The sequence below is a fragment of the Cupriavidus sp. USMAHM13 genome, from assembly GCF_001854285.1.
GTDB lineage: Bacteria > Pseudomonadota > Gammaproteobacteria > Burkholderiales > Burkholderiaceae > Cupriavidus > Cupriavidus malaysiensis.
In genome coordinates this window covers 1700865-1717610 of the sequence record NZ_CP017751.1, presented here as the reverse complement: position 1 = coordinate 1717610, position 16746 = coordinate 1700865, and the positions used below count along the sequence as shown (strand labels likewise).

The following is a 16746-nucleotide window of genomic DNA, read 5'->3' as shown; positions in this document are numbered from 1 at the left end:
CCATGCAACGCCTGGTCCTGGCTTCGAACAACGCCGGTAAATTGAAGGAATTCAGCGCCCTGCTCGCGCCTTACGGCTTCGACGTGGTACCCCAGGGCCAGCTCGGCATCCCCGAGGCCGAGGAACCGCACGTGACCTTCGTCGAGAATGCGCTCGCCAAGGCGCGCCACGCCAGCCGGCTGTCGGGCCTGCCCGCGCTGGCGGATGACTCCGGCATCTGCGTCGACGCACTTGACGGTGCGCCGGGTGTCTACTCGGCACGCTACGCGCAACTGGCCGGCAAGGAGAAGAGCGATGCGGCCAACAACGCCCACCTGGTCTCGCAACTGGCCGGCAAGCTGAACCGTGGCGCGCAGTACCACTGCGTGCTGGTGCTGGTACGCCACGCCGACGATCCGCGTCCCCTGATCAGCGAAGGCAGCTGGGCCGGTGAAGTCGTGGACACGCCGCGCGGCACCGGCGGCTTCGGCTACGACGCGCACTTCCTGCTGCCCGAGCTGGGACGCACTGCGGCCGAACTGAGCGCGGAGGACAAGAACCGCATCAGCCATCGCGCCCTGGCGCTGGCGGCGCTGACGGAACGCCTCGGCAAGAACGGCCTGCAGGCGGCGCAGCCATGATCCCGATCCGGCCCGTCGCGGCCGACCCGCCCTCCGCATCGCCCGCGACGCCCGACCGGGCCCGGCAGCTCTGGCTGCAGCCCGGCCAGATCGCGCTACCCGCACTGCCGCCGCTGTCGCTATACGTGCACGTGCCGTGGTGCGTGCGCAAGTGTCCCTACTGCGACTTCAATTCGCATGCGGCACCGGGAGCCGAGGGCAGCCACGAGATCCCCGAAGACGACTACCTCGATGCGCTGCGCGCCGACCTGGAACAATCGCTGCCACTGGTGTGGGGGCGCCAGGTGCACACCGTCTTCATCGGCGGCGGCACGCCCAGCCTGTTGTCGGCGCGCGGCCTCGACCGGCTGTTGTCCGACATCCGCGCGCTGCTGCCGCTGGATGCCGACGCCGAGATCACCATGGAGGCCAACCCCGGCACCTTCGAGGCCGAGCGCTTCGCCAGCTACCGCGCCAGCGGCGTGAACCGGCTGTCGATCGGCATCCAGAGCTTCAACGACCGCCACCTCGCCGCGCTCGGCCGCATCCACGGCACGGCGGAGGCGCACCGCGCGGTCGAGATCGCGCTGGCCAATTTCGACAACGTCAACCTGGACGTGATGTATGCCCTGCCCGGGCAGTCGCTGCAGGAATGCGCCCAGGACCTGGAGACGGCGCTGGGCTTCGGCACCACGCACCTGTCCCTGTACCACCTGACGCTGGAACCCAACACCCTGTTCGCCAGGTTCCCGCCCGCGCTGCCCGACGATGACCTCGCCAGCGACATGCAGGACCTGATCGAGGCCCGCACGGCCGAGTCCGGCCTGCGCCATTACGAGACCTCGGCCTATGCGCGGCCGCACCGCGAATCGCGCCACAACCTGAACTACTGGCGCTTCGGCGACTATCTCGGCATCGGCGCGGGCGCGCACGGCAAGCTTTCCTTCGCCAACCGCGTGCTGCGCCAGATGCGCCACAAGCACCCCGCCACCTACATGGCGCAGGCGAAGTCCGGCAACGCCGTGCAGCAGGCGCACGACGTGTCGGCGGACGAATTGCCGTTCGAGTTCATGCTCAACGCGCTGCGCCTGACCGAGGGCGTGCCGGCCGCCAGCTTCCACGAGCGCACCGGCTTGCCGCTGCACACCATCAGCCGCCAGCTGGCCGCGGCCGAGGCCAAGGGGCTGCTCGAAGCGGATCTGACGCAGATCCGGCCCACGGAACTCGGCCGGCGCTTCCTCAACGACCTGCAGGAGATGTTCCTGAAGGCGTGAGCTGCCTTGGCACGGAAACGAAAACGGCGCCCGAAGGCGCCGTTTTCCTTGCTGCAGCGCCGGCCGGCGTGCGGCATCAGTAAGGCGTGGCCCTGTCGTTGGCGACCTGGGCACGCGCGCCGACACGCAGAGCACTCACGTCGCTCTGGGTCACGGTGGCCAGCCGGCCGTCGTCCAGGCGCACATTGACCCGGTAAGCGGTACTGGTCGAACTGCCCACGCGCTTCTCGACCTGGTTGCCGGCCACCGCGCCAAGCACGGCACCGCCGATGGTGGCGATGGTCTGTCCGGAACCGCCGCCGATCTGGTGGCCGACCAGGCCGCCGGCGGCGCCGCCGAGCAGGGTGCCGACGATACCCGAACTCTCCCTCGTATTGGTGAGCGGTTCGATCGACTCCACGCGCCCGTAGAACACCGAGCCCGCCGGCGCCTGGTAGGTATTGCCTTGCGGCTGGCCCTGGTAGCCGGTGGTCTGCGGCGGAGGCGCGCCATAGCCGCCGCCATAGCCACCACCGTAGCCGCCGTAGCCGCCCGGCTGTGCGCAGCCGGCGAGGCCGGCGATAGCGGCCACCGCCGCAATACTGAACCAGATCTTGCCTTGCATCTATGTTTCTCCTCAAGAGCCGGGAGAATACGCTGAGATCCGCGTACCCGTACCCGAGACATGACTAGGAGCACGCCTCGGCGGCCAAGGTTCCGCATGGCCGCCGCGACCTGCCCCGGCCGGCACCGAGGCAGGCCACTACCCCTGCCTGGAACCGCCCTCCCTTGCTATAATGAGCGGCCCGGCCAGCGCCGGCTGCCGCGCTACAATGCGCGTACACTTTCAGGAGACGTGGCCGAGTGGTTTAAGGCAGCAGTCTTGAAAACTGCCGATGGGGTGACCCATCCGTGAGTTCGAATCTCACCGTCTCCGCCACCTTCAAACGGCCCGGGCCAACGCCCGGGCCGTGTCCATTGTAGAGGATGCCGGGATGCCGCCGCCGTGTCGCCCGGCCCCACCTCATGAGCGCGCCTTGCGTTCGGCGGGGCCCGGCGCCATCAGCAGGCCGAGAGCCTGCTGCACCGTGATCCCCAGGCGATAGCCGTGCGCCAGCGCCTGCGCGCAGGCCGGCACGGCATCGGGGCCCGCATGGCGGATCTGTTCCCGGTAGGCTTCCAGTTCGTAGCGCAGGCGCCAGCGGCGGCTCAGCAGATAGCACAAGGGCATCAGGCCGAAGCTGCGCCAGAACTGCCGGACGTGCACCTTTTCGTGGGCCAGCAAGGCGGCGTCCGCCCCCGGCCGCAGCAGGATCAGCGGACCGGGCGCGAACCCGTCGAAGCCGCGCGGGATGCCCCAGCGCGTTTCGACCAGCAGGCAAGGAGGAGACAACAGGACACGGATCACCGCGCCAGCATACACGTCCCGCCAGGGCGCGGTACACCTTGCGCCGGCGGGAGTGCCTGGCGACCTGAGACGGCTATTCGAGCGTGATCTTGCCGGTTTCGATCACCGTCTTCCAGCGCTGCAGTTCCTGCTGCTCGAACTGCGCGAACTGGTCGGGAGTATTGGCTACCACCTCGAAGCCGCTCTCGCCCAGCTTGTGCCGCATGACCGGTTCGTTGAGCGCGCCCACCAGCGCCGCGTGCAGGCGCGCCTTGACGTCGGCCGGCAGGCCGCGCGGCGCCGCCACGCCCTGCCAGGAGTACACCTCGACATCCTTGACACCGGCTTCGGCCATGGTCGGCACGTCGGGCAGCACGGCGGCGCGCTTGTCGGCGGTGACCGCCAGCGCCTTGAGCTTGCCGGCCTTGATGTACTGCAGCACCGCGTTGATGTTCTGGAAGGACAGGTCGGTCTGCCCCGCGAGCAGGTCAGAGATGGCCGGTGCGCCCCCCTTGTAGGGCACGTGCAGGCCGCTGGTGCCGCTCATCTGCCAGAACAGCGCGGCGGTCAGGTGATCGGAAGAGCCGGCGCCCGAGGTGGCGAAGGCCACCTTGCCCGGATTCTTCTTCATGTAGGCGACCAGGTCGCGCACATTGCCGGCGGGAAAGTCCGTGCGTGCCACCAGCACATTGGGCGCGCGCACGGCGACCGTCAGCAGGTCGAAGTCCTTGGCCGGATCGTAGGCCAGGTGCTTCTGCAGGAAGGGATTGACCGCGTAGACGCCGATCGAGGCGACCATGATGGTGTAGCCGTCGGCCGGCGCCCGCTTGACCATGGTGGCACCGATGGCGCCGGTCGCGCCCGGCCGGTTGTCGACCACGAAGGGCTGGCCCAGCTTCTCGTTGAGCGGGGCCGCCAGCATGCGCGCGATGGTATCGGTGGAACCGCCCGCCGGGAACGGCACGACCACCGACACAGCCTTCTGCGGCCAGGCCGGCGCGGCCGCGCCGGCCGCCGTCGCATGCGCCGCCAGGGCCAGGGCGGTGCCCAGCGCAAGGGCCGAGTGGCGCGCCAGGCGGCGCACGGTCGTGATCAGGCGGCCGTCGGCCCGGCTGCCGGCGCCCAGGTTGGATGCAAGCATATTGTCTCCTCGTTGTGTTCTGTTTCGAGTGGAATGGGAATGCGCAAAGGCGCGGCCGTGCGGCCGCTGCGGATCACCTCACCATGCACGGCGCCTTGTTGTCGAAGCGCCAGCCGGGAATCAGGTACTGCATGGCGGCAGCGTCGTCGCGCGCGCCAAGGCCCAGGCGCTTGTAGCGCGCGTGTGCCAGCTCAAGCTGCGCCATGTCCAGCTCGACGCCCAGGCCGGGCGCGGTGGGAACCTTGACCTTGCCTTCCTCGATCACCAGCGGCGTGCGGGTCAGCCGCTCGCCGTCCTGCCAGATCCAGTGGGTGTCGATGGCCGTGATGCGCCCCGGCGCGGCGGCAGCCACGTGCGTGAACATGGCCAGCGAGATGTCGAAGTGGTTGTTCGAGTGCGAACCCCAGGTCAGGCCCCACTCCGCGCACATCTGCGCCACCCGCACCGAACCCTGCATGGTCCAGAAGTGCGGATCGGCCAGCGGGATGTCCACCGCGCGCAGGCGCACGGCATGGCCCATCTGCCGCCAGTCGGTCGCGATCATGTTGGTGGCGGTAGGCAGGCCGGTGGCGGTGCGGAATTCAGCCATGATCTCGCGCCCGGAATAGCCCTCCTCCGCGCCGCACGGATCTTCGGCATAGGCCAGCACGCCGTGCTTGTCGCGGCAAAGCCGCACCGCCTCCGCCAGCGACCAGGCGCCGTTCGGGTCGAGCGTGATGCGCGCCTGCGGAAAGCGCTCGGCCAGCGCCGTGACGGCTTCCATTTCCTCATCGCCGCGCAGCACGCCACCCTTGAGCTTGAAGTCATTGAAGCCATAGCGCGCATGCGCCGCCTCGGCCAGGCTCACGATCGCCTCCGGTGTCATTGCCGCTTCGTTGCGCAAGCGGAACCAGGCATTGTCCGCGTCGGCCTCGCTGCGGTAGGGCAAGGGCGTGCGCGCGCGGTCGCCGATATAGAACAGATAGCCGAGCATCTCCACCGCGTCGCGTTGCTGGCCTTCGCCCAGCAATGCGGCCACCGGCACCCCGAGGTGCTTGCCGAGCAGGTCGAGCAGGGCCGCTTCCAGCGCGGTGACGGCATGGATGGCGATGCGCAGGTCGAAGGTCTGCAACCCCCGGCCACCTGCGTCGCGGCTGGCGAAGGCGGCGCGGGCACGGTTGAGCACCGCCTGGTAGTGGCCGACCGGCTGGCCGACGACCAGCTCGCGGGCATCTTCGAGCGTCCGGCGGATGCCTTCCCCGCCGGGCACCTCGCCCACGCCGGTATGGCCGGCGCTATCGCGCAGGATGACGATATTGCGCGTGAAGAAGGGGCCGTGCGCGCCCGACAGGTTCAGCAGCATGCTGTCATGCCCGGCGACGGGCACCACGGTCAGCTCGGTGACCACCGGCGTGGCAGGGAAGGAAGCGCCGATGGTGGCGGCGGCGGTGGACTGGGATTCGGGCATGGCGGCCGGGTCTCCGGAAGGGTCGGATCCGCCATGCGGGGATCGCATCGGCATCCGGCCCATATATGTTATCAGTCGTCGTATGACTTATCACGCAGTATAATGAGGCTATCCAGAACCGGTCAAGATCCGCCGCCACCATGTCCAACCAAGCGCTTGCCCCCTCACCTTCCCCGCGCCGCCGCGGCCGCACGCTGGCCGAGGAAGCCGTCGGCAGCCTGACCGAGCGCATCCGCCAGGGGCAGCTCAAGCCGGGTGACAAGCTGCCTACGGAATCGGAGATCATGGCCGCGCTGGGTGTCAGCCGCACGGTGGTGCGCGAAGCGCTGTCGCGGCTGCAGGCCAGCGGACTGGTGGAAACCCGCCACGGCATCGGCACCTTCGTGCTGCCGCCGCCGGCCGAGGCACCGACACCGTTCCGCCTCGACCCCGCCACCGTCGGCACGGCGATGGATGTGCTGGCCATGCTCGAATTCCGCGTCAGCCTCGAAGCCGAGGCCGCCAGCCTGGCCGCGACGCGGCGCAGTGAGGCGGAGCTTGCCGAGATGCGCCGCGCGCTCGACGAACTGGAGCGCACCGCCGCCGCAGGGCAGGATTCGGTCGGCTCCGACTTCGCCTTCCACCTGGCGATCGCGCGCGCCACCGGCAACCGCTATTTCACCGACATCATGAGCCACCTCGGCACCATGGTGATCCCGCGCAGCCGCCTGCACGTCAGCACGCCCGAGCGCGAGCAGTACCTCGAACGCGTCAATTTCGAGCATGAGAACATCTTCGACGCCATCGAGCGGCGCGATCCCGAGGCGGCCAAGGCCGCCATGCGCATGCACCTGACCAACAGCCGCGAGCGCCTGCGCAAGGCCTCCGCCGCCCTGGAGAACGAGGCCTGAGGAGGGCCTGCACGCCGCTTGCGGTGGCACATCCCATGTTGTAGGATGTCTTATCACAGGAGGCTGAACCACAGCCTGCCCGATGTCTCCGGCCGGCCCGCCCCCCTCCCCCCCGGACCGGTGCCGCCAACCCCTTGCAGGAAGACCCAGATGAACATCACCGGCGACATGCTGATCGGCGCCAGTGCCGTGCGCGGCCAGCAAACCCGACTCCACGCGATCAATCCGGCCACCGGCGAGACCCTGGCGCCGGTCTTCGGCGGCGGCGGGGAAGCCGAGGTCGAGCGCGCCTGCGCCCTGGCGGAGGCCGCCTTCGACACCTTCCGCAACACCCCGCCCGAGACCCGCGCCCGCCTGCTGGAAGCCATCGCCGACGGCATCGAGGCGCTGGGCGATGCCCTGATCGAGCGCGCCCACGCGGAAAGCGGCCTGCCGCTGGCGCGGCTGCAGGGCGAACGCGGCCGCACCGCCGGCCAGCTGCGCCTGTTCGCCCGCGTACTGCGCGACGGCCGCTGGCAGTCGGCCACGCTGGACAGCGCCCTGCCCCAGCGCACGCCGCCGCGCCCCGACCTGCGCCTGCAGAAGATCGCGGTGGGCCCGGTGGCCGTGTTCGGCGCCAGCAATTTCCCGCTGGCCTTCTCGGTGGCCGGCGGCGATACCGCCTCGGCCCTGGCGGCGGGCTGCCCGGTGGTGGTCAAGGCGCATTCGGCCCACCTCGGCACCTCGGAACTGGTCGGGCGCGTGATCCAGAAGGCAGTGGCCGACGCCGGGCTGCCGGAAGGCGTGTTCTCCCTGCTGGTCGGCTGCGGCACCTCGATCGGCACCGCGCTGGTCGCGCATCCCGCCATCCAGGCGGTCGGCTTCACCGGCTCGCGCGCCGGCGGCCTGGCCCTGGTGCAGGTCGCCAGCAGCCGCCCGCAGCCGATCCCCGTCTATGCGGAAATGAGCAGCATCAACCCGGTCTTCCTGCTGCCGGCCGCGCTGCGGTCGCGCGGCGGCCAGATCGCGCGCGACCTGGTCGATTCGCTGGTGCTGGGCGCGGGCCAGTTCTGCACCAATCCCGGCCTGGTGCTGGCACAGCAAGGTGACGCGCTGGATGCCTTCCGTGCAGCCGCGGTCGCCGCGCTGCAGGACAAGGCCGCCGCGACCATGCTGACGCCCGGCATCCATCGCGCCTACGAGCAAGGGGTCGGGCAGCTCACCGAGGTCGAAGGCGTGCAGCGCATCGGCCTGGGCTGCGCCGCCGCGGGCCCGAACCAGGCACGCCCGGCCCTGTTCGAGACCACCGCCGCGCGCTTCCTGGCCGACCACCGCACGCAGGCCGAAGTCTTCGGACCGTCGTCGCTGCTGGTGGTGTGCCGCGATGCCGACGAGATGCTGGCGGTGGCCCGCCACCTCGAAGGCCAGTTGACGGCCACGGTACAGGCGGATGCCGCCGACCACGCCCAGGCCGGCAACCTGCTGACGGTGCTGGAGCGCAAGGCGGGCCGCGTGCTGTTCAACGGCTATCCGACCGGCGTGGAAGTCTCGTTCGCGATGGTGCACGGCGGCCCGTTCCCGGCCACCTCCGACACGCGCGCGACCTCGGTCGGCGCCAGCGCCATCGAACGCTTCCTGCGCCCGGTGTGCTACCAGAACGTGCCGGCCGAACTGCTGCCGCCGGCCCTGCAGGACGCCAATCCGCTGAACCTGTGGCGACTCAAGGACGGCGAGCCGGTCAAGGGCTGAGCCCAGCCGGGCGGCGGCCGGAGCGCCGTGCCCCCCGCCCGATGGCACGGCCTTGTTCAATGAAAAAAGGGCGGCCCTGCGGCCGCCCTTTCCCCAACCGGGCCGATGCGATGCCTGAGGCAGCCTCAGCCGGCCTCAGGCCGCCGCGGCCAGCACCCGCGCATTACCCTGCGCATTGCCCTGCGCATTGCCGCGCGAACGCCCCGAACTCAGGTAATCCGCGATCGATTCCTGCGTGACCTCGCCGAGATAAGCGCCATCCCCGTCCACCACCGGCAGCCAGCTGGTGTTGTGCTGGTACATGCGCGACAGCAGGATGCGCAGGTGCTCGTCGGCCGCCGCGGCCGCGGCGAACGGCCGCAAGGCCTCGGCGCAACTGCCCTGGCGCGCGCGCGCATCGCGCCGCGCGACGTAGCCCAGCGCGCGCTGGCCGGCATCCAGCACCGGCAGGTGGCGCACGTCGTGCTCATCCATCAGGGCGAAGGCCTCGCCCAGGCTCATCTCCGGGCGGCACACCGGCGGCATCGTCGCGGCATCGCCGGCGCGCACCAGCAACAGGCGCTTCAGCGTATTGTCATGGCCGACGAAGGCCTGCACGAAGTCATCGGCCGGATGCGCCAGCAGCGCATCGGGATGGTCGAACTGCACCAGCTTGCCGCGCCGGAACACCGCCACCTTGTCGCCCAGCTTGATGGCCTCGTCGATGTCGTGCGACACCATGATCACGGTCTTGCCAAGCTGCCGCTGCATCTGGAAGAACTCGTTCTGGATGCTCTCGCGGTTGATCGGGTCGACCGCGCCGAAGGGCTCGTCCATCAGCAGCACCGGCGCATCCGCGGCCAGCGCGCGGATCACGCCGATGCGCTGCTGCTGGCCGCCCGACAGCTCGCGCGGATAGCGCGACAGCATGCGATCGGGATCGAGCTGCACCATCGCCATCAGCTCGCGCGCGCGCTCGCGGCAGCGCTGCTTGTCCCAGCCCAGCAGGCGCGGCACGACCATGATGTTCTCCTCGATGGTCATATTGGGAAACAGGCCGATCTGCTGGATCACGTAGCCGATCTTGCGGCGCAGCGCCACCTCGTCGATCTCCGTGGTGTCCTCGCCGTCGATGCGCACGATGCCCGAAGTCGGCTGGATCAGGCGGTTGATCATCTTCAGCGTGGTGGTCTTGCCGCAGCCGGACGGGCCGAGGAACACGCAGATCTCCCCCTTGGGGACGGTCAGGGAAACGGCGTCGACGGCGGTCACCGCGGAGCCGTCCTTCTGCGGGAAGGATTTTGTGAGTCGGTCGAGTTCGATCATGGTCAGCGGATTCCTTTCGGTGTCAGGGCCTTCTGCAGCCACTGCAGGCAGGCATCGGCCACGATGGCGAGCAGGCTGACGAGAACGGCGCCGATGGCCAGCTTGCTCATATTGCTCTGGCTGATCGCCTGCAGGATCAGCACCCCAAGGCCGCCGGCGCCGATGAGGGCTGCGATGGTGGCCACGCCGATATTCATCACCACGGCGGTACGCACGCCACCCAGGATCACCGGCACCGCCAGCGGCAGGTCGACCAGGCGCAGGCGCTGCCACGGCGTCATGCCGATGCCGCGCCCCGCCTCCTGGATGCCGGGGTCGACATTGGCCAGCGCCGTATAGGTGTTGCGCATGATGGGCAGCAGCGAATACAGGAAGACCGCGGTCACCGCCGGCACATAGCCCAGCGCGTGGCCGAAGCGGGCGAAGACCGGGATCATCAGCCCGAACAGCGCGATCGACGGCAGCGTCAGCACGATGGTGGCCAGCGCCAGCAGCGGCGCGGCCAGGCAGCGGAAGCGGGTGATCAGGATGCCCAGCGGCACGCCGATCAGCACCGCCATGCCCACCGCCGAACCGACCAGGGCCAGATGCTCGCCGGTCAGCCGCAGCAGCATCGGCCAGCTATGTTGGAGGTAGCTCAACAGGTCCATGCCGCTCTCCTCAGATCAGGCCCTGGCTGCGCAGGAAGTCCTGCGCGACCTTGTCCACCGGCTGCTGCTCGATGTCGACCTGGTAATTCATCGTCGTCATCTTCTCGTTGTCGAGCCTGGCCGACAGGGCGTTGAGCAGGCCGGCCAGTTCCGGATGGCGCTCCAGCGTGGCCTTGCGCACCACCGGCACAGCGTTGTAGGCCGGGAAGAAATGCTGGTCGTCCTCCAGCAGCGCGAGGTCGAAGCCCTTGACGCGGCCATCGGTGGTGTACACCAGGCCCAGTTCGACCTGGTCGTTCTTCAGCGCGGTATAGACCAGGCCCGGATCGAGCTGGATCACGTCGCGCCGCGTGAACGGCAGCTGGTAGCTGAGCTTGAGCGGCTCCAGCCCGTCGGGCCGCGCGGCGAACTCCATGTCGACGGCGAAGGGATGGCGCGTGCCCTCCCCTGCGTCGCGCATCTTCTGCGCGAGCTGCGACAGCGTGGTGACGCCGGCAGCCTCGGCGCGCCGGCGCGGCATCGCCAGCGCATAGGTGTTGTTGACGGCGGAAGCATCCAGCCACACCAGCCCGCGCGCCGCATCGAGCGCCTTGACGCGCTCATAGCTGGCCTGGGCATCGAGCTTCTCCTCCACCTTGTTGAAAACGATCAGCGCGGTGCCCGTGTAGTCCCACACCACATCGAGCTGGTCGTTCTCCATCGCCTGGCGCATCAGCGTGCTGCCCAGGCCGGTGGTCAGCTCGGTCGGCACGCCCTTGGCCTGCAGGTATTGCGAGGTCATCGAGGCCAGGATCAGCTGCTCGGTGAAGTTCTTGCCGCCCACCCTGACCACCTCGGGCTGGGCATGCGCGGCGGTGTGCACCAGCGCCAGGCCGGCGGCGGCCAGGATCAACAGGCGCGCGATGGCACCTCGGATCGATTGCATCGGATTCTCCTTCTCGTTGGACGCCATTCAGCGCCCCAGCCCGCGCCGGCTCAGGTACAGGTGGCCGGCGGCGGCGAACAGGCCGTCCAGGGCCAGCGCCAGCAGCGCCGTGGCGGCCGCACCCAGCAGCAGCAGCGGCTGGTTGTTCAGATAGATGCCCGGGAAGATCAGCTCGCCCAGGGAATTGGCGCCGATCAGGAAGGACAGCGGCACCGTGCCGACATTGATCACCAGGCTGATGCGCACGCCGGCCAGGATCACGGGCAGGGCATTGGGCAGCTCGACGCGCAGCAGTTGCTGCGCCGGCGTCATGCCGATGCCCCGCGCGGCCTCGCGCAAGGCGGGCGAGACATGGCGCAGGCCTTCGCAGGTATTGCGCACGATGGGCAGCAGCGAGGCCAGCCACAGCGCCAGGATGGCAGGACGCTCGCCGATGCCGAACACGGCCAGCGCGAGCGCCAGCACGGCCAGCGAGGGAACGGTATTGCCCACGTTGAAGACCTGCATCAGCCGGTCCGACCAGCGCTGCATGCAGGGCCGGCTCAGCGCGATGCCGGCCGGGATGCCGGTGGCCAGCGCCAGTCCCATCGACCACGCCACCAGCCGCAGGTGATCGGCCACGTCGTACAGCAGGCGATCCTGGTAGCGGCGGATGACATCCACGCCGATCCACGCGGCCAGGGCGGCCAGCGCGGCAAGCGTCACGCATCCCCAGGCCAGTGCCCGCACGGATTGCTTCGACATATTCCCCCTCTTTCCGGGCCGGCACGGACCAAGCACTGTCCGGCACCGGCTGGCGGATGACATGAAGGGCGCAAGCGGTCGCGGTGGGGTGCCGCCTGGCCCGGATCAGATTGCATTGCCCGCCATGACCGGCAGACAGGCCGGTGGACGAGCGGCGGACCCCAGCACGCGGCAGCAATGCACACGGCGAGAGGCCCAATTGACGGGACGCCGGCCCGGCGGGCCGGACGATCCCTGAAGCGGCGCAACCGGACGCCGGCAGATGCCGGTAACGGAAGGCCAGTGGCAGCGCAAATATGAGGTTTCCGACGCGCCGCCGGATCAATCGGCCGTTGCGGCAGGGCAAGGCGAGCGGACTCGCGACCCATGAACTCGCAGCAACGGATGGCAAAGAGATGTCTATTTTACACAACTCCATCCAATTTGTCACATTCAGCAATCTTCGCCCTTGAAACCATGCACATCGCACCCGCTCCCGTACCCTGCCGGAATGCCCGCGAGCCGAGGCTGGTCAAGGGCTGGCGCCGATCCAGAGGTGTTGCACTGCTGAATGCAATTCCTGCCGAATGATGCCGCCGATAGAACAATGTTTTGCTGCCGCCACCCCTACCGCCGGCGCGCCCAAGCCTTACATTGGGAGGGTGGATAAACCGTGGCGGCCGCGCCCCTCGCCCCCGCCACGTAACAGGAGATTCGACAACATGGAACACCGCAACCGCTTCCCCACCGTACCGGCCACCGCAGAAGAAACGGTGCGCCGCTCGCGCGCCATCGATCGCGTGGTGCGCGGCATCCCTACCTCGGACGGCGACGGCGTCAAGCTGACCCGCGTGCTCACGCACAACCTGCAGCGCCGGCTCGACCCCTTCCTGATGCTCGATGCCTTCGGCTCGGACAGCAAGGACGACTACATCGGCGGCTTCCCCGCCCACCCGCACCGCGGCTTCGAGACCATCACCTATATGCTGGCCGGCCGCATGCGCCACCGCGACAGCGCCGGCAACGAGGGCCTGCTGGAGAATGGCGGCGCCCAGTGGATGGTGGCCGGGGCCGGCGTGGTGCATTCGGAGATGCCTGAGCAGGAAGACGGCCGCATGGAGGGCTTCCAGCTCTGGCTCAACCTGCCTGCCGCCGACAAGATGGCCAAGCCCTGGTACCGCGACCTGCCCAGCGCGGCGATCCCGGGCGTGGCGCTGGCCAACGGCGCGACCGCGCGCGTGCTGGCCGGAAGTTCGCACGGCGTCGCCGGCGCGGTCAGCCGCCCGGTGACGGAACCGCTCTACCTCGACGTGCACCTGCCGGCGGGACAGGCGTTCGCGCAGGCGCTGCCGGCCGGCCACAACGCCTTCGTCTACGTCTACGCCGGCGAGGTCACGGTCGGCGAAGGCGCGGACGCGGCGGTACTGGAAGCCCAGCGCATGGGCATCCTGGACAATGCCGAGGGCGCCGACGGCGTGGTCGTGCGCGCCAGCCAGGATGCGGCCTTCCTGATCATCGCCGGGCGCCCCCTGGGCGAGCCGATCGCGCAGTACGGCCCCTTCGTGATGAACACGCAGGAGCAGATCTACGAAGCGCTGGCCGACTACCGCGACGGCCGCTTCGCCCAGATCCCGGCGACTGCCGGCGCCTGATCCCGCACGGCCCCGCCCCGGGGCCCGCACCGGACGCGCCCGGAGTCCCGCCACACACGGCGGGCTCCGGGCGTTTTGTCTTTATCCCGCCCGCCGCCCCGGCACCCCGGGGCGGCATGCCGGCGCAGGCAGTACGCCCCCCCTCCCCTCCCCAGCCGGCCGCCGATGCCCGGCATGCGACTTGCAACTTCCCTGCAACCGTTGCGGGGCCTGGAAACGACCGAGAAACAACAGGCCGCGGCCCCGCCCGCTTATATAATCCGAGCAAAATGACAGGCATCACGGAAGCATGATGAATGCTGCAATGCGTCGCCGCCATGCTGCGCTCGCACTGCCGCGTTTTCCGCCATACCGACAATACGTTGCTGCCCATACGAAACGAGCCGCCTCAGTGACACAACCCACCACCCCAAGGCTGGCGCTTGCCCATATCACCAAGCGCTACCCCGGCGTGACCGCCAATGACGACGTCAGCCTCAGCGTCGCGCCCGGCGAGATCCACGCTGTCCTCGGCGAAAACGGCGCCGGCAAGTCCACCCTAATGAAGATCATCTTCGGCGCCGTCAAACCCGATGCCGGCGAGGTGCACTTCAACGGTGCCACCGCCGCCATCTCCAGCCCGCACGATGCCCGCAACCTGGGCATCGCCATGGTGTTCCAGCATTTCTCGCTGTTCGACACGCTGACGGTGGCCGAGAACATCGCGCTGGGCCTGCCGCAGGGCAGCCGCGGCACCGGCATGAAGCAGCTCGCCGAGCAGATCCGCACCACGGCGGAGCGCTACGGCCTGCCGCTCGAGCCCAACCGCCACGTGCACACGCTGTCGGTCGGTGAGCGCCAGCGCGTGGAAATCGTGCGCGCCCTGCTGGCCAGGCCGCAGTTGCTGATCCTCGACGAGCCGACCTCGGTGCTGACACCGCAGGCCGTGGAAACCCTCTTCGTCACGCTGCGCCAGCTGTCGGACGAAGGCACCAGCATCCTCTACATCAGCCACAAGCTCGACGAGATCCGCGCGCTCTGCCATCACGCCACCGTGATGCGCATGGGCAAGGTGACCGGCGTGTGCGACCCGCGCCAGGAAACCGCGGCCTCGCTGTCGCGCCTGATGATCGGCGGCGAGCCGCCTCGCGAGGCGCGCATCGCCACCGAGCGCGGACCGGTGCGCCTGACCGTGCGCGGCCTGTCGCTGCCGCGCGCGCATGCCTTTGCCACCGAACTGGAGAAGATCGCGCTGGACGTCCACGCCGGCGAGATCGTCGGCATCGCGGGCGTCTCGGGCAACGGCCAGCAGGAACTGCTGGGCGCGCTGTCCGGCGAAGATACGCGCGCCGACCATGGCGCCGTGGCGCTGGCGGGCAAGCCGGTAGGCCGGCTCGACGCGCGCGCGCGCCGCCGCGCCGGCCTGTCCTTCGTGCCGGAAGAGCGCCTCGGCCGCGGCGCCGTACCGGGCATGAGCCTGGCGGCGAACACGCTGCTGTCGCACCAGGCGCCGCCCTATGTGCGCCACGGCCTGGTCTCGCCGAAAGCTGCCGCCGGGCTGGCGGCCGCCGTCATCAGCCGCTTCCGCGTCAAGGCCGCCGGGCCGCAGGCGCTGGCCAAGAGCCTGTCGGGTGGCAACCTGCAGAAGTTCATCGTCGGCCGCGAGATCGAGAGCGGCCCCAAGGTCCTGATCGTGGCCCAGCCCACCTGGGGCGTCGACGTCGGCGCCGCGGCGCAGATCCACAACGAGATCCTGGCGATGAAGGCGACCGGCTGCGCGATCCTGGTGGTATCCGAGGAACTCGATGAGCTGTTCGCCATCTGCGACCGGCTGCATGTGATCGCCAAGGGCAGGCTGTCGCCCTCCATCCCCACCGAGCAGGCCACGCGCGAGCAGGTGGGACTGTGGATGAGCGGCCTGTGGGAAGGCGGGCCGGCCAGCCGGCACGAAACCGCGGAGGTGGCCCATCATGGCTGACCTGCTGCCCTTCGCGCTGGCGCCGCGCGGCGAGCCCTCGCGCCGCATGGCCTATGCCTCGCCCATCTTCGCCCTGCTGCTGACCCTGGCCTTCGGCGCGCTGCTGTTCGTGCTGCTGGGCAAGGATCCGGTGGCCGCGCTCAAGGTCTTCCTGGCCGACCCGCTCAAGGACAAGCGCGCCATCGGCGAGGTGCTGCTGAAGACCGTGCCGCTGGTGCTGTGCGCGCTCGGCCTGTCGGTCTGCTACCGCGCCAATGTGTGGAACATCGGCGCCGACGGGCAGCTGATCGTCGGCGGCATCTTCGCCGGCGCCACCGTGCTGTGGTTCGACGTGCCTGGCCACACCATCAACGGCACCGTGGTGCTGGTCCTGGCATCGCTGGCCGGCATTGCCGGCGGCATGCTGTGGGCGTCGCTGACGGCGGCCCTGCGCGACCGCTTCAACGCCAATGAGATCCTGGTCTCGCTGATGCTGACCTATATCGCCCAGCAGGCCATGCTGTACGTGGTCAACGGCCCGCTCAAGGACCCCAACGGCATGAACTTCCCGCAGTCCAAGGTGTTCTCGCCCGAGTTCCTGCTGCCCAACCTGCTGCCCGGCTCGCGCCTGCACGCGGGCTTCGCCGTGATGCTGGTGCTGGTGGTGCTGATGACGGTGTTCATCTTCCGCAGCTTCGCCGGCTACCGGCTGCAGGTCGGCGGCACCGCGCCGCTGGCGGCGCGCTATGCGGGCTTCTCGGCACGGCGTTCGCTGTGGAACGCGCTGCTGGTGTCCGGCGGCACCGCCGGGCTGGCCGGCGCCTTCGAGGTCACCGGGCCGATCGGCCAGCTGCTGCCGTCGATCTCGCCGGGCTACGGCTTCACCGCCATCATCGTCGCCTTCGTCGGCCGCCTGCACCCGGTGGGCGCGGTGTTCGGCGGCATCGTGATGTCCCTCTTCTACATCGGCGGCGAGATGGCGCAATCGCGCCTCGGACTGCCGTCGGCCATCGGCTGGGTCTTCCAGGGCATGCTGCTGTTCTTCCTGCTCGCCTGCGACACGCTGATCGAGAACCGCCTGCGCTGGCGCACCCGGACTGCCTGAACCCG

Annotated in this window: 15 protein-coding genes and 1 tRNA gene; 8 read left to right on the top strand and 8 right to left on the bottom strand. The window is 69.5% G+C overall.

Annotation, left to right across the window (positions count from 1 at the left end):
* Positions 1-2: 2 nt before the first annotated feature.
* Both rdgB and hemW read left to right on the top strand, forming a co-directional pair.
* Positions 3-620: an RdgB/HAM1 family non-canonical purine NTP pyrophosphatase gene (gene rdgB / locus BKK81_RS07505; RefSeq protein WP_071016200.1), complete on the top strand. Its 618-nt coding sequence runs from the start codon at positions 3-5 to the stop codon at positions 618-620.
* A complete protein-coding gene (gene hemW / locus BKK81_RS07500) occupies positions 617-1873 on the top strand; it encodes a radical SAM family heme chaperone HemW (protein WP_071011765.1) in 1257 nt (418 codons plus the stop codon). Before rdgB ends, hemW begins: the two co-directional genes overlap by 4 nt.
* A gap of 76 nt (positions 1874-1949) precedes the next feature.
* Here the strand turns inward: hemW and BKK81_RS07495 are convergent, their stop codons facing one another.
* Complete coding sequence (locus tag BKK81_RS07495) at positions 1950-2477, bottom strand: glycine zipper 2TM domain-containing protein (protein WP_071011763.1); 528 nt, start codon at positions 2475-2477, stop codon at positions 1950-1952.
* Between the two features lie 225 nt (positions 2478-2702).
* On the opposite strand from BKK81_RS07495, the gene BKK81_RS07490 reads away from it, so the two are divergent.
* Positions 2703-2792: transfer RNA gene (locus BKK81_RS07490), tRNA-Ser, on the top strand.
* An 84-nt stretch (positions 2793-2876) separates the two neighbouring features.
* Here the strand turns inward: BKK81_RS07490 and BKK81_RS07485 are convergent.
* The 3 genes from BKK81_RS07485 to gudD form a co-directional block, all read right to left on the bottom strand.
* Entirely contained in the window at positions 2877-3260 is a 384-nt protein-coding gene (locus BKK81_RS07485; protein ID WP_071016198.1) for a hypothetical protein, read from the bottom strand.
* 73 nt (positions 3261-3333) lie between these two features.
* A complete protein-coding gene (locus BKK81_RS07480) occupies positions 3334-4380 on the bottom strand; it encodes a Bug family tripartite tricarboxylate transporter substrate binding protein (RefSeq protein ID WP_083383996.1) in 1047 nt (348 codons plus the stop codon).
* Positions 4381-4453: 73 nt separating this feature from the next.
* Complete coding sequence (gudD, locus tag BKK81_RS07475) at positions 4454-5827, bottom strand: glucarate dehydratase (protein ID WP_071011761.1); 1374 nt, start codon at positions 5825-5827, stop codon at positions 4454-4456.
* A 140-nt stretch (positions 5828-5967) separates the two neighbouring features.
* Here gudD and BKK81_RS07470 point away from each other — a divergent pair, with 140 nt between their 5' ends.
* Together BKK81_RS07470 and BKK81_RS07465 are read left to right on the top strand one after the other, a co-directional pair.
* Positions 5968-6717 (top strand): FadR/GntR family transcriptional regulator, encoded by a 750-nt coding sequence (locus tag BKK81_RS07470; RefSeq protein ID WP_071011759.1) that lies wholly within the window; start codon positions 5968-5970, stop codon positions 6715-6717.
* A 150-nt stretch (positions 6718-6867) separates the two neighbouring features.
* Positions 6868-8445 (top strand): aldehyde dehydrogenase (NADP(+)), encoded by a 1578-nt coding sequence (locus BKK81_RS07465; RefSeq protein WP_071011758.1) that lies wholly within the window; start codon positions 6868-6870, stop codon positions 8443-8445.
* 135 nt (positions 8446-8580) lie between these two features.
* On the opposite strand, the gene BKK81_RS07460 is transcribed toward BKK81_RS07465, so the two are convergent.
* The 4 genes from BKK81_RS07460 to BKK81_RS07445 are packed head-to-tail and all read right to left on the bottom strand — an operon-like array spanning position 8581 to position 12069.
* Positions 8581-9750, bottom strand: coding sequence for an osmoprotectant ABC transporter ATP-binding protein OsmV (locus BKK81_RS07460; RefSeq protein ID WP_071011756.1), 1170 nt, complete (start codon positions 9748-9750; stop codon positions 8581-8583).
* Between the two features lie 2 nt (positions 9751-9752).
* On the bottom strand, positions 9753-10400 hold the full coding sequence (locus BKK81_RS07455) for an ABC transporter permease (RefSeq protein WP_071011754.1): 648 nt from the start codon (positions 10398-10400) through the stop codon (positions 9753-9755).
* Positions 10401-10410: 10 nt separating this feature from the next.
* Positions 10411-11325, bottom strand: a complete 915-nt coding sequence (locus BKK81_RS07450) for a glycine betaine ABC transporter substrate-binding protein (protein WP_197523951.1) — start codon at positions 11323-11325, stop codon at positions 10411-10413.
* A 27-nt stretch (positions 11326-11352) separates the two neighbouring features.
* Entirely contained in the window at positions 11353-12069 is a 717-nt protein-coding gene (locus BKK81_RS07445; protein ID WP_071011751.1) for an ABC transporter permease, read from the bottom strand.
* A 701-nt stretch (positions 12070-12770) separates the two neighbouring features.
* On the opposite strand from BKK81_RS07445, the gene BKK81_RS07440 reads away from it, so the two are divergent.
* From BKK81_RS07440 to BKK81_RS07430, 3 genes are all read left to right on the top strand, one after another.
* Positions 12771-13700, top strand: coding sequence for a pirin family protein (locus BKK81_RS07440; protein WP_071011749.1), 930 nt, complete (start codon positions 12771-12773; stop codon positions 13698-13700).
* Between the two features lie 391 nt (positions 13701-14091).
* Complete coding sequence (locus BKK81_RS07435) at positions 14092-15657, top strand: ABC transporter ATP-binding protein (protein ID WP_071011747.1); 1566 nt, start codon at positions 14092-14094, stop codon at positions 15655-15657.
* Entirely contained in the window at positions 15650-16741 is a 1092-nt protein-coding gene (locus BKK81_RS07430) for an ABC transporter permease (RefSeq protein ID WP_071011745.1), read from the top strand. The genes BKK81_RS07435 and BKK81_RS07430 overlap by 8 nt, the downstream gene beginning before the upstream one ends.
* Positions 16742-16746: the final 5 nt, after the last annotated feature.